The sequence below is a fragment of the Phytobacter cepae genome (assembly GCF_054165735.1).
On the sequence record NZ_CM135107.1, the window covers coordinates 1,652,975 to 1,666,189 of the forward strand.

Annotated in this window: 11 protein-coding genes; 10 read left to right on the forward strand and 1 reads right to left on the reverse strand. The window is 55.7% G+C overall.

The genetic code is table 11. The features are described 5' to 3' along the window. The 10 genes from nuoE to nuoN all read left to right on the forward strand — a co-directional run bounded on the left by nuoE (nt 1) and on the right by nuoN (nt 12,066). Nucleotides 1-501 carry an NADH-quinone oxidoreductase subunit NuoE gene (gene nuoE / locus ACUY4Q_RS07685; protein ID WP_458046456.1) on the forward strand — a complete coding sequence of 167 codons (501 nt, stop codon included), beginning with the start codon at nt 1-3 and terminating at the stop codon, nt 499-501. Next, nucleotides 498-1,835, forward strand: a complete 1,338-nt coding sequence (gene nuoF / locus ACUY4Q_RS07690; RefSeq protein ID WP_458046457.1) for an NADH-quinone oxidoreductase subunit NuoF — start codon at nt 498-500, stop codon at nt 1,833-1,835. Before nuoE ends, nuoF begins: the two co-directional genes overlap by 4 nt. 28 nt (nt 1,836-1,863) lie before the next feature. Beyond that, nucleotides 1,864-4,590, forward strand: coding sequence for an NADH-quinone oxidoreductase subunit NuoG (nuoG, locus tag ACUY4Q_RS07695; protein WP_458046458.1), 2,727 nt, complete (start codon nt 1,864-1,866; stop codon nt 4,588-4,590). Continuing rightward, entirely contained in the window at nt 4,587-5,564 is a 978-nt protein-coding gene (nuoH, locus tag ACUY4Q_RS07700) for an NADH-quinone oxidoreductase subunit NuoH (RefSeq protein WP_458046459.1), read from the forward strand. Before nuoG ends, nuoH begins: the two co-directional genes overlap by 4 nt. Before the next feature lie 13 nt (nt 5,565-5,577). After that, nucleotides 5,578-6,120, forward strand: a complete 543-nt coding sequence (gene nuoI, locus ACUY4Q_RS07705) for an NADH-quinone oxidoreductase subunit NuoI (protein WP_458046460.1) — start codon at nt 5,578-5,580, stop codon at nt 6,118-6,120. 11 nt (nt 6,121-6,131) lie between these two features. Further along, entirely contained in the window at nt 6,132-6,686 is a 555-nt protein-coding gene (gene nuoJ / locus ACUY4Q_RS07710) for an NADH-quinone oxidoreductase subunit J (RefSeq protein WP_458046461.1), read from the forward strand. Continuing rightward, the gene (gene nuoK, locus ACUY4Q_RS07715; protein WP_002463445.1) at nt 6,683-6,985 is read left to right on the forward strand and encodes an NADH-quinone oxidoreductase subunit NuoK; all 303 of its coding nucleotides are present in this window, start codon (nt 6,683-6,685) and stop codon (nt 6,983-6,985) included. Before nuoJ ends, nuoK begins: the two co-directional genes overlap by 4 nt. Then, nucleotides 6,982-8,823: an NADH-quinone oxidoreductase subunit L gene (gene nuoL, locus ACUY4Q_RS07720; protein WP_458046462.1), complete on the forward strand. Its 1,842-nt coding sequence runs from the start codon at nt 6,982-6,984 to the stop codon at nt 8,821-8,823. Before nuoK ends, nuoL begins: the two co-directional genes overlap by 4 nt. A 248-nt stretch (nt 8,824-9,071) precedes the next feature. Further along, the gene (gene nuoM, locus ACUY4Q_RS07725; RefSeq protein ID WP_458046463.1) at nt 9,072-10,601 is read left to right on the forward strand and encodes an NADH-quinone oxidoreductase subunit M; all 1,530 of its coding nucleotides are present in this window, start codon (nt 9,072-9,074) and stop codon (nt 10,599-10,601) included. Nucleotides 10,602-10,608: 7 nt separating this feature from the next. Next, entirely contained in the window at nt 10,609-12,066 is a 1,458-nt protein-coding gene (gene nuoN, locus ACUY4Q_RS07730) for an NADH-quinone oxidoreductase subunit NuoN (protein ID WP_458046464.1), read from the forward strand. 65 nt (nt 12,067-12,131) lie between these two features. On the opposite strand, the gene ACUY4Q_RS07735 is transcribed toward nuoN, so the two are convergent. After that, nucleotides 12,132-13,157 carry a chemotaxis protein gene (locus tag ACUY4Q_RS07735; RefSeq protein ID WP_458046465.1) on the reverse strand — a complete coding sequence of 342 codons (1,026 nt, stop codon included), beginning with the start codon at nt 13,155-13,157 and terminating at the stop codon, nt 12,132-12,134. Between the last annotated feature and the right edge of the window lie 58 nt (nt 13,158-13,215).

The following is a 13,215-nucleotide window of genomic DNA, read 5'->3' on the forward strand; positions in this document are numbered from 1 at the left end:
ATGCACGAGAATCAATTACCAGAAACCGAGGCTTTTGAGCTGAGTGCGGCAGAGCGTGACGCCATCGAGCACGAAAAGCACCATTACGAAGACCCGCGTGCGGCCTCCATTGAAGCGCTGAAAATCGTTCAGAAACAGCGCGGTTGGGTACCGGATGGGGCGATCTACGCTATCGCTGATGTGCTGGGTATCCCGGCGAGCGATGTGGAAGGTGTTGCCACGTTCTACAGCCAGATTTTCCGCCAGCCGGTTGGCCGTCATGTCATTCGCTACTGCGACAGCGTGGTGTGCCATATCACCGGTTACCAGGGTATTCAGGCTGCGCTTGAGAAAAAACTCAATATCAAGCCGGGGCAGACGACGTTTGATGGTCGCTTTACCCTGTTGCCGACCTGCTGCCTGGGTAACTGTGATAAAGGCCCGAACATGATGATTGATGAGGATACTCACAGCCATCTGACGCCGGAATCCATCCCTGATTTGCTGGAGCGGTATAAATGAAAGAGGTTATCCGTACTCCCGAAACGCATCCGCTGACCTGGCGTCTGCGCGACGACAAACAGCCCGTGTGGCTGGATGAATACCAGAGCAAAAACGGTTATGCCGGCGCGCGTCGTGCACTGACGGGTATGGCACCGGATGAAATCGTCAACGCGGTAAAAGACTCCGGCCTGAAGGGACGTGGCGGCGCGGGCTTCTCCACGGGTTTGAAGTGGAGCCTGATGCCAAAAGATGAGTCCATGAACATCCGTTACCTGCTGTGTAACGCCGATGAAATGGAACCGGGCACCTATAAAGACCGTTTGCTGATGGAGCAACTGCCGCACCTGCTGGTGGAAGGCATGCTCATTTCTGCGTTTGCGCTGAAAGCGTACCGTGGCTACATCTTCCTGCGTGGCGAATATATTGAAGCGGCAGTTCACCTGCGCCGTGCGATTGCGGAAGCGACCGAAGCCGGTCTGCTGGGCAAAAACATTCTCGGCAGCGGCTTCGACTTTGAACTGTTCGTGCACACCGGCGCCGGGCGTTATATCTGCGGTGAAGAGACCGCACTGATCAACTCCCTCGAAGGCCGTCGTGCTAACCCACGTTCCAAACCACCGTTCCCGGCGAGTTCCGGCGTCTGGGGGAAACCGACCTGCGTAAACAACGTCGAAACCCTGTGTAACGTGCCGGCAATTCTGGCGAATGGCGTGGAGTGGTACCAGAATATTTCGACCAGTAAAGATGCCGGCACCAAGCTGATGGGCTTCTCAGGCCGCGTCAAGAATCCGGGCCTGTGGGAGCTGCCGTTTGGCACCACCGCACGTGAAATTCTTGAAGATTACGCGGGTGGCATGCGCGATGGCTTGAAATTTAAAGCCTGGCAGCCGGGTGGGGCAGGGACTGACTTCCTGACCGAATCTCACCTTGACCTGCCGATGGAATTTGAAAGCATCGGTAAAGCGGGCAGCCGTCTGGGTACGGCGCTGGCAATGGCGGTTGACCACGAGATTGGCATGGTGCCGCTGGTGCGTAACCTGGAAGAGTTTTTCGCCCGTGAGTCCTGCGGCTGGTGTACGCCCTGCCGTGACGGTTTGCCGTGGAGCGTGAAAATTCTGCGTGCGCTTGAGCGTGGCGAAGGCCAGCCGGGGGATATCGAGACACTTGAGCAACTGTGTCGATTCCTTGGGCCGGGTAAAACCTTCTGCGCGCATGCGCCGGGCGCCGTTGAGCCGCTGCAGAGCGCGATCAAATATTTCCGTGAAGAATTCGAAGCAGGCATCAAGCAGCAGTTCAGCAATACCAATGCCATTGGCGGTATTCAGCCGAACCTCTTGAAAGCGCGCTGGTGAGTTAAATTTCTAATTTGGAAGCATGCTAATGGCTACGATTCATGTAGACGGCAAAGAATATGAGGTCAACGGTGCAGACAACCTGTTACAGGCATGTCTGAGCCTCGGCCTTGATATTCCGTATTTTTGCTGGCACCCGGCGCTGGGCAGCGTCGGTGCTTGCCGCCAGTGTGCGGTGAAGCAATATCAGAACGCGGAAGACACGCGTGGTCGCCTGGTGATGTCGTGTATGACACCCGCCACTGAAGGCACCTTTATTTCTATTGACGATGCAGAAGCGAAGCAGTTCCGCGAAAGCGTCGTGGAGTGGTTGATGACCAACCACCCACACGACTGCCCGGTCTGTGAAGAAGGGGGCAACTGCCACCTGCAGGATATGACGGTGATGACCGGTCATAGCTTCCGCCGCTATCGTTTCACCAAGCGTACTCACCGTAATCAGGATCTGGGGCCGTTCATCTCTCACGAAATGAACCGCTGTATCGCCTGTTACCGCTGCGTGCGTTACTACAAAGATTATGCAGACGGTGTGGATTTGGGCGTTTATGGCGCACATGACAACGTCTACTTCGGCCGCCCGGAAGATGGCACGCTGGAAAGCGAGTTCTCTGGCAACCTGGTCGAAATCTGCCCGACCGGTGTCTTCACCGACAAAACGCACTCCGAGCGTTACAACCGTAAATGGGACATGCAGTTTGCGCCAAGCATCTGCCAGCAGTGTTCGCTCGGATGTAACACCAGCCCGGGTGAGCGTTACGGTGAACTGCGCCGTATTGAAAACCGCTTCAACGGTTCCGTTAATCACTACTTCCTCTGCGACCGTGGTCGTTTTGGCTATGGTTATGTGAACCTGAAAGACCGACCGCGTCAGCCGGTTCAGCGCCGTGGTGATGACATCATCACGCTGAATGCCGAGCAGGCGATGCAGGGTGCGGCGGACATTCTGCGTCAGTCCAAAAAAGTCATTGGTATTGGCTCCCCACGTGCCAGCGTTGAAAGCAACTTTGCGCTGCGTGAGCTGGTTGGGGCGGAAAACTTCTATACCGGTATCGCTAAAGGTGAACAAGAACGCCTGCAGATGATGCTGAAAGTGCTGCGCGAAGGCGGTATTCGTACCCCAACGCTGCGCGAGATTGAATCTTACGATGCCGTGCTGGTGCTGGGTGAAGACATCACTCAAACCGGCGCACGCGTTGCCCTGGCGGTACGTCAGGCGGTGAAAGGCAAAGCACGTGAAATGGCCGCGGCCCAGAAAGTGGCCGACTGGCAGATTGCGGCGATCCTTAACATTGGTCAGCGCGCGAAGCACCCGCTGTTCGTGACCAACGTGGATGACACCCGTCTGGACGACATCGCCGCATGGACCTATCGTGCCCCGGTGGAAGATCAGGCGCGCCTCGGCTTTGCCATCGCTCATGCGCTTGATGAAAACGCACCGGCGGTAGACGGCATCAGCCGCGACCTGCAGAACAAAATCGATGTTGTGGTTCAGGCGCTGGCCGGCGCGAAGAAACCGCTGATTATCTCCGGGACCAACAATGGTAGCGTTGATGTTATTCAGGCTGCAGCAAACGTTGCGAAAGCACTGAAAGCGCGCGGTTCCGACGTCGGTGTGACCATGATTGCCCGTTCCACCAACAGCGTCGGTCTCGGCCTGATCGGTGGCGGTTCTCTGGATGAGGCCCTGGACGAGCTGGAAAGCGGTGCGGCAGATGCTGTCGTGGTGCTGGAAAACGATCTGCATCGCCATGCGAGTGCTACCCGCGTGAACGCTGCACTGGCCAAAGCCCCGCTGGTGATGGTGATTGACCATCAGCGTACGGCGATTATGGACCATGCGCATCTGGTGCTCTCTGCAGCAAGCTTTGCTGAAAGTGACGGTACGGTCATCAATAACGAAGGCCGCGCACAGCGATTCTTCCAGGTGTATGACCCGTCTTACTACGACAATAAAACGATCATGCTGGAAAGCTGGCGCTGGCTGCACTCCCTGCACAGCACGGTGGAAAACCGTGAAGTGGACTGGACGCAGCTTGACCATGTGATTGACGCTGCCGTTGCTGCGTTGCCGCACCTGGCAGGTATCAAAGATGCCGCACCGGATGCAAGCTTCCGCATTCGCGGTCAGAAACTGGCGCGTGAGCCGCATCGTTACAGTGGTCGTACCGCCATGCGCGCTAACATCAGCGTACATGAGCCGCGTCAGCCGCAGGACAAAGACACCATGTTCGCCTTCTCAATGGAAGGGAACAACCAGCCATCCGCTCCGCGCTCGCAGATTCCGTTCGCATGGGCACCAGGCTGGAACTCCCCGCAGGCATGGAACAAATTCCAGGCTGAGGTGGGTGGTCACTTGCGTCATGGCGATCCGGGCGTGCGTCTGATTGAAGCCTCAGAAAGTGGTCTGGACTACTTCACCAACGTGCCGGCAAGCTTTGAAGCGCAGGACGGACAGTGGCGCATCGCACCTTACTACCATCTGTTTGGTAGTGATGAGATGTCCCAGCGTTCTCCGGTCTTCCAGAGCCGTATGCCGCAGCCGTACATCAAACTCAACCCGGCGGATGCCGCGAAGTTGGGCGTGAATGCCGGTGCGCGTATTTCCTTTAGTTACGACGGCCAGACGCTCAGCCTTCCGCTTGAACTCTCCGAGGGGCTGACGGCAGGGCAGGTAGGTCTACCGATGGGGATGCCAGGCATTGCCCCGGTGCTTGCCGGTGCTCGTCTTGAAAATCTGCAGGAGGCGCAAGCATGAGTTGGTTAACACCGGATGTTATCGACATTCTGTTAAGCATCCTGAAAGCGGTCGTCATATTGCTGGTGGTCGTCACCTGCGGCGCGCTGATGAGTTTCGGTGAGCGTCGTCTGCTGGGGCTCTTCCAGAACCGTTACGGACCGAACCGCGTGGGTTGGGGTGGCTCACTCCAGATCGTCGCCGATATGATCAAGATGTTCTTTAAAGAGGACTGGGTTCCGAAATTCACGGACCGCATGATCTTTACCCTGGCGCCGGTTATCGCCTTCACCTCGCTGCTGCTGGCCTTCGCCATTGTGCCGGTCAGCCCGAACTGGGTGGTCGCAGACCTCAACATCGGGATCCTCTTCTTCCTGATGATGGCAGGCCTTGCGGTGTATGCGGTGCTGTTCGCGGGCTGGTCGAGTAACAACAAATACTCGCTGCTGGGGGCCATGCGTGCGTCTGCGCAAACCCTGAGCTACGAAGTGTTTCTTGGACTTTCCTTGATGGGCGTGGTGGCGCAAGCCGGTTCATTCAACATGACCGATATCGTCAATAACCAGGCGGATATCTGGAACGTTGTCCCGCAGTTCTTTGGCTTTATTACCTTTGCCATTGCAGGCGTGGCGGTGTGTCACCGCCATCCGTTTGACCAACCGGAAGCTGAGCAGGAACTGGCCGATGGTTACCACATCGAATATTCCGGTATGAAGTTCGGTCTGTTCTTCGTGGGGGAATACATCGGTATCGTCACCATCTCTGCACTGATGGTCACGTTGTTCTTCGGTGGCTGGCACGGTCCGTTCTTACCGCCATTCATCTGGTTCGCGATCAAAACCGCGTTCTTTATGATGATGTTCATTTTGATTCGCGCAGCGTTACCTCGTCCGCGTTATGACCAGGTCATGTCCTTCGGCTGGAAGGTATGCCTGCCGCTGACGCTTCTCAACTTGTTAGGTACCGCGGCTGTCATTCTCTGGCAAGCGCAATAAGGGGCGAAAGACCATGACTTTAAAAGAATTACTCGTGGGCTTCGGCACCCAGGTGCGCAGTATCTGGATGATCGGCCTGCACGCGTTTGCAAAACGCGAAACGCGTATGTACCCGGAAGAGCCGGTCTACTTACCGCCGCGCTACCGTGGCCGTATTGTCCTGACCCGCGACCCGGACGGTGACGAGCGTTGTGTTGCTTGTAACCTGTGCGCGGTAGCGTGTCCGGTAGGCTGTATCTCCCTGCAAAAAGCAGAAACCAAAGACGGGCGCTGGTATCCGGAGTTTTTCCGTATCAACTTCTCCCGCTGTATTTTCTGCGGCATGTGTGAAGAGGCTTGCCCGACGACCGCTATCCAGTTGACCCCGGATTTCGAAATGGGGGAATACAAGCGTCAGGATCTGGTTTACGAAAAAGAGGATCTGCTGATCTCCGGTCCGGGCAAATACCCGGAATATAACTTCTACCGGATGGCAGGTATGGCAATCGACGGAAAAGACAAAGGTGAAGCTGAGAACGAAGCTAAACCTATCGACGTCAAGAGCCTGTTACCGTAAGGAGAGGGGCAATGGAGTTCGCTTTTTATATCTGTGGCCTGGTTGCCATCCTGACGACACTGCGGGTCATTACCCACACCAATCCGGTACACGCCTTGCTGTACCTGATTGTGTCGCTGCTGGCTATTGCAGGTGTCTTCTTCTCGTTGGGCGCCTACTTTGCGGGTGCGCTGGAGATCATCGTCTACGCGGGCGCCATCATGGTGCTGTTCGTGTTCGTGGTGATGATGCTCAACCTTGGCGGTTCAGAAATCGAGCAAGAGCGCCAGTGGCTTAAGCCGCAGGTGTGGATTGGCCCGTCAATTGTATCGGCCATTTTGCTGGGCGTGATGATTTACGCCATTACCGGTATTAACGATCAGGGCATTGACGGTACGGCAATAAGTGCGAAAGCCGTCGGTATCACGCTGTTTGGACCTTACGTTCTGGCGGTTGAACTGGCGTCAATGCTGCTGTTGGCCGGTCTGGTTGTTGCCTTCCACGTGGGTCGTGAAGACCGACCGGGTGAAGTGCTCAGCAACCGTACGGAAGATCGCCCTAAAAGAAAAACGGAGGAGCATGCATGATCCCCTTACAACATGGACTGATCCTTGCCGCGATCCTGTTTGTTCTCGGTCTTACTGGCCTGGTCATTCGCCGCAACCTGCTGTTTATGCTGATTGGTCTGGAAATCATGATCAATGCGGCCGCGCTGGCGTTTGTGGTGGCGGGTAGCTATTGGGGCCAGACTGACGGTCAGGTGATGTATATCCTCGCCATTAGCCTCGCGGCTGCGGAAGCGAGCATTGGCCTGGCGTTGCTGCTGCAACTCCATCGTCGCCGCCAGAATCTGAATATCGATTCAGTAAGTGAGATGCGTGGATGAACATGCTCGCCTTAACCATTATTTTTCCTTTGATTGGCTTTTTGCTGCTCTCTTTCTCCCGTGGTCGCTGGTCGGAAAACCTCTCTGCCACGGTAGGAATGGGCTCCATTGGCCTGGCGGCGCTGGTTACCGCCATCGCGGGTGTGGATTTCTTCAATAACGGTCGTCAGGTCTTCACGCTGCCATTGTGGACCTGGATGTCAGTTGGCGATTTCAACATCAGCTTTAGTCTGGTGCTGGACGGCCTGTCACTGACCATGCTCTCGGTGGTCACCGGTGTCGGCTTCCTGATCCACATGTTCGCTTCCTGGTATATGCGCGGTGAAGAGGGGTACTCCCGCTTCTTCGCCTACACCAACCTGTTTATTGCCAGCATGGTCATTCTGGTGCTGGGTGATAACCTGCTGTTGATGTACCTCGGCTGGGAAGGCGTGGGCCTGTGCTCTTACCTGCTGATCGGGTTCTACTACACCGATCCGAAGAATGGCGCAGCGGCCATGAAAGCGTTTGTCGTGACCCGTGTCGGTGACGTCTTCCTCGCCTTCGCGCTGTTCATTCTTTACAACGAGCTGGGTACGCTGAACTTCCGTGAGATGGTTGAACTGGCACCTGCCCACTTCGCCAATGGCAACACTATGCTGATGTGGGCCACCCTGATGCTGTTAGGTGGTGCGGTCGGTAAATCGGCACAGCTGCCGCTGCAGACCTGGCTTGCTGACGCGATGGCGGGTCCGACGCCGGTCTCTGCGCTGATTCACGCCGCGACCATGGTCACCGCCGGTGTTTACCTGATTGCACGTACTCATGGTCTGTTCCTGATGACCCCTGAGATTCTGCATCTGGTGGGCATCGTGGGTGCGGTTACCCTGGTGCTGGCAGGCTTTGCCGCACTGGTGCAAACCGACATCAAGCGTGTTCTCGCCTACTCCACCATGAGTCAGATTGGCTATATGTTCCTGGCGCTGGGCGTTCAGGCGTGGGATGCGGCGATTTTCCATCTGATGACCCATGCGTTCTTTAAAGCGCTGTTGTTCCTCTCGTCCGGTTCGGTGATTCTGGCCTGCCACCACGAGCAGAACATCTTCAAAATGGGCGGTCTGCGCAAGTCGATTCCGCTGGTGTATGTCTGCTTCCTGGTGGGGGGAGCCGCGCTGGCTGCACTGCCGATGATCACCGCTGGCTTCTTCAGTAAGGACGAGATCCTTGCGGGTGCCATGGCGAACGGTCATATCAACCTGATGGTCGCAGGTCTGGCCGGTGCGTTCATGACCTCCCTGTATACGTTCCGTATGATTTTCATCGTCTTCCACGGGAAAGAACAAATTCATGCTCATGCAGGGAAGGGGATTACCCACCACCTGCCGCTGATCGTGCTGCTGATTCTCTCTACCTTCGTGGGCGCAATGATTGTTCCGCCATTGCACGGTGTCTTGCCTGAAACCACCGAACTTGAGCACGGTCGCGTACTGATGCTTGAAATCACCTCCGGTGTGGTGGCCATTGCGGGCATCCTGATCGCCGCATGGCTGTGGCTGGGCAAGCGTACGCTGGTAACCTCGATTGCCAACAGTGCGCCGGGCCGTCTGCTGGGGACCTGGTGGTATAACGCCTGGGGCTTTGACTGGCTGTACGATCGTATCTTCGTCAAGCCGTTCCTGGGCATCGCCTGGCTGCTGAAACGCGACCCGATGAATGCTGTGATGAACATCCCGGCGATTCTGTCCCGCTTTGCAGGCAAAGGTCTGCTGCTTAGCGAGAACGGCTATCTGCGCTGGTATGTAGCATCCATGAGCATCGGTGCGGTCGTGATTCTGGCACTGCTGATGGTATTGCGTTGAGTTTGTTGGCTGGATGAACTATTGCCGGATGGCGCTGCGTTTATCCGGCCTACAAACCCATAAATATTTTAGAATTCGTTGAAAATCTGTTCCTGAAGTACAGGCGTCATCGGCGAAGTCAGACCGGAGACCGCCAGCGCAGAGCAACCGGAGCGTACTTGAGTACATGAGGATTGCGAGCACTGCCGGATTCGGGCTGGCAAGCGAGATAGCCTGAGCAGGAGTAAATATAAGGGACATACTTAGCTATGTTATTACCCTGGTTGATATTAATCCCCTTTATCGGTGGATTCCTCTGCTGGCAAACCGAACGCTTCGGCGTGAAGTTGCCGCGCTGGATCGCGCTGATTACCATGGGACTGACGCTGGCGCTTGGTCTGCAACTGTGGTTGCAGGGCGGCTATTCACTGACGCAATCTGCCGGTATTCCGCAATGGCAGTCGGAGTTCTTACTCCCCTGGATCCCACGCTTTGGCATCAATATCCATCTGGCGCTGGACGGACTGTCCCTGCTGATGGTGGTGCTGACCGGCTTCCTCGGGGTACTGGCGGTACTCTGCTCCTGGCGTGAAATTGAAAAATATCAGGGCTTCTTCCACCTGAACCTGATGTGGATCCTGGGCGGCGTCATCGGCGTATTCCTTGCCATCGATCTGTTCCTGTTCTTCTTCTTCTGGGAGATGATGCTGGTGCCGATGTACTTCCTGATCGCACTCTGGGGCCATAAAGCCTCCGACGGGAAGACGCGTATTACCGCAGCCACCAAGTTCTTCATCTATACCCAGGCGAGTGGTCTGGTGATGTTGATTGCGATTCTGGGACTGGTGTTTGTTCACCACAACGCGACCGGCGTCTGGACTTTCGACTATCAGGATCTCCTGAAGACACCAATGTCTTCCGGCGTTGAATACTTGTTGATGCTGGGCTTCTTTATCGCGTTCGCGGTGAAAATGCCGGTGGTGCCGTTGCACGGCTGGTTGCCGGATGCGCACTCCCAGGCACCGACCGCCGGTTCCGTCGACCTGGCGGGCATTTTGCTGAAAACAGCGGCCTACGGTCTGCTGCGTTTCGCGCTGCCGCTGTTCCCGAACGCCTCTGCTGAGTTTGCGCCCATTGCCATGTGGCTGGGTGTGATTGGTATCTTCTACGGCGCGTGGATGGCATTCACCCAGTACGACATCAAACGTCTGATTGCTTACACCTCCGTTTCCCATATGGGCTTCGTACTGATTGCCATCTATACCGGCAGCCAGTTGGCGTACCAGGGGGCGGTTATCCAGATGATTGCGCACGGTCTGTCCGCAGCCGGCCTCTTCATCCTGTGTGGTCAGTTGTACGAACGTCTGCATACCCGTGACATGCGCATGATGGGTGGGCTCTGGAGCAAGATTAAATGGCTGCCAGCGCTCTCCATGTTCTTTGCCGTTGCGACACTGGGTATGCCGGGTACCGGTAACTTCGTTGGCGAATTTATGATTCTGTTCGGCAGCTACCAGGTGGTTCCGCTGATTACTATCATCTCGACCTTCGGTCTGGTGTTTGCGTCTGTATATTCACTGGCGATGCTGCATCGTGCTTACTTCGGTAAAGCGAAAAGCGAGATTGCCAGTAAAGATTTGCCAGGGATGTCACTGCGTGAGTTGCTGATGATTCTGTCGCTGGTTGTACTTCTGGTACTGCTTGGCTTCTATCCGCAGCCGATTCTGGATACCTCGCACTCTGCGATGAGTAATATCCAGCAGTGGTTTGTTAATTCTGCTTCTACTACAAGGCCGTAAAGCGCTTATGACTTTAACCACACAACACCTGATTGCGCTGCTGCCGCTGCTAATCGTCGGATTGACGGTGGTGGTTGTGATGCTCTCCATTGCGTGGCGACGCAACCATTTCCTCAATGCCACGCTGTCAGTCGTGGGCCTGAACGTCGCGTTAGTCTCCCTCTGGTTTGTTGGCCAGGCGGGGGCGATGGACGTTACGCCACTGATGCGCGTTGATGGCTATGCCATGCTTTACACCGGACTGGTTTTGCTGGCGAGCCTGGCCACCTGTACCTTTGCTTACCCGTGGCTTGAAGGCTACAGCGATAACAAAGAAGAGTTCTATCTGCTGGTGCTGATTGCCGCACTCGGCGGGATCCTGCTGGCCAATGCTAATCACATGGCCTCGCTGTTCCTCGGGATAGAACTTATCTCTCTGCCGCTGTTCGGGCTGGTTGGCTATGCGTTTCGTCAGAAACGTTCGCTGGAAGCGAGCATCAAGTACACCATTCTGTCAGCGGCGGCGTCGTCGTTCCTGCTGTTCGGTATGGCACTGGTTTATGCGCAATCCGGCAACCTGTCGTTTGTTGCCCTCGGCAAAAGCCTGAGTGGTACTGCATTGCATGAGCCGCTGCTGCTTATCGGTCTGGGCCTGATGATTGTGGGTCTTGGCTTTAAGCTGTCGCTGGTGCCGTTCCACCTGTGGACGCCAGACGTTTATCAGGGTGCTCCGGCCCCGGTGTCTACCTTCCTGGCGACGGCGAGCAAAATCGCTATCTTCGGGGTAGTGATGCGTCTGTTCCTTTACGCACCGGTGGGTGACAGTGAAGCGGTTCGTCTGGTGCTGGGCCTTATCGCCTTCGTTTCCATTATTTTCGGCAACCTGATGGCGCTAAGCCAGACCAACATCAAGCGTCTGCTCGGCTACTCGTCCATTTCTCACCTCGGTTATCTGCTGGTGGCGCTGATTGCCCTGCAAAGCGGTGAGATGTCTATGGAGGCCGTGGGTGTCTATCTGGCCGGTTATCTGTTCAGCAGCCTCGGTGCGTTCGGGGTGGTTAGCCTGATGTCCAGCCCGTACCGTGGCCCGGATGCTGAATCGCTGTACTCCTACCGTGGTCTGTTCTGGCATCGCCCGATTCTGGCAGCGGTCCTGACGGTGATGATGCTGTCTCTGGCCGGTATCCCGATGACGCTGGGCTTTATCGGTAAGTTCTACATCCTGGCGGTCGGCGTGCAGGCACATCTGTGGTGGTTGACGGGCGCCGTGATCCTCGGCTCCGCAATTGGTCTCTACTACTACCTGCGTGTCGCCGTGAGTCTGTATCTGAATGCGCCGCAACAGCTTACCCGCGATGCGCCATCAAACTGGCAGTACAGCGCGGGCGGTATTGTCGTGCTGATCTCTGCGCTGTTGGTGCTGCTGCTGGGTATTTATCCGCAGCCGCTCATCTCGCTGGTGGCGCTGGCAACCCCGCTGATGTAAGGTCGCTTAGCCAATAAAAAACCGCCGGATTCGGCGGTTTTTTTATGTCTGCAAGCAGCGTGGATTTATTTCGCCAACAGCGGCTTCGACATGATTTTCTGCCCGCTCACCAGCGGTCCGCTGATACGGCTTGCGGAACGCTCAAGCACTTCCTGAATCACCGAGGAGAGTTCGTTAATCTCAAACTTGGCCACGTAGCCGTCGGCCTGTACTTTACGTACATGGTCTTCGTTAGCACTACCGGAAAGAGAAGAGTGAATGACCACCGGGATTTGCTTCAGACGAGGATCGCTTTTAATTAAGCGCGTCAGAGTGAATCCATCCATTTCCGGCATTTCAAGGTCGGTCAGCACCATAGAAATTTTATCACTGATTGGCACGCCTTCTGCTTCGGCCTGCTGGGTCAGCACCTGAATACGTTCCCAGGCGTCTTTGCCGGTGATATGCATGGTGTTCGGGATCTGCATGGCCTGCAGACCTTTGTCGAGCATGGCGCGTGCCACCTTCGAGTCTTCCGCCACAATGGCCACCGCGCCTGGCTTGATGTTGAACTTCTTGTCCGGGAGGTGATTTCCGTGCAGGTCGTGATCCGCCGGAGAGATATCATAAAGAATCTGCTCAACGTCCAGCACCATAGCCAGATTGTTGCTGTCTTTGTCTTCATCCAGACAGGCGATGCTGGTGATGTACTGCCCGTTGATGGCCTTCTCGGCCGTGTGCACTTGCTTCCAGTCGAGACGAATAATGTTTTCTACCGACTCCACCGCAAACGCCTGAATGCTTCTGGCGTATTCCGTAATTAACAGAATATTCAGGCCCGTTTCCGGTTTACAGCCGGCCACGGCCGCCAGATCGATAACCGGGATCACCTGATCGCGAATATTGACCATTCCCATCAACGGCGGTTTCATCCCGGCAGGACGGGTGAAGGTGGGCATGGGAACAATTTCGCGCAACTTAAATACGTTTATGCCGAAAAGTTCTGACTTCGCATCATTCTGTGAGGCACCAAGACGAAACAGCAACAGTTCAAAACGGTTCGACAGGGTAAGATTCGCCCTGTCATCAATATCTTTCTGGAAATTATCCATCGTGCCCTCAAAGTGGAATGCCTGCGTTAAAACAGTTATCGGCACTTTGCGCAAAAAG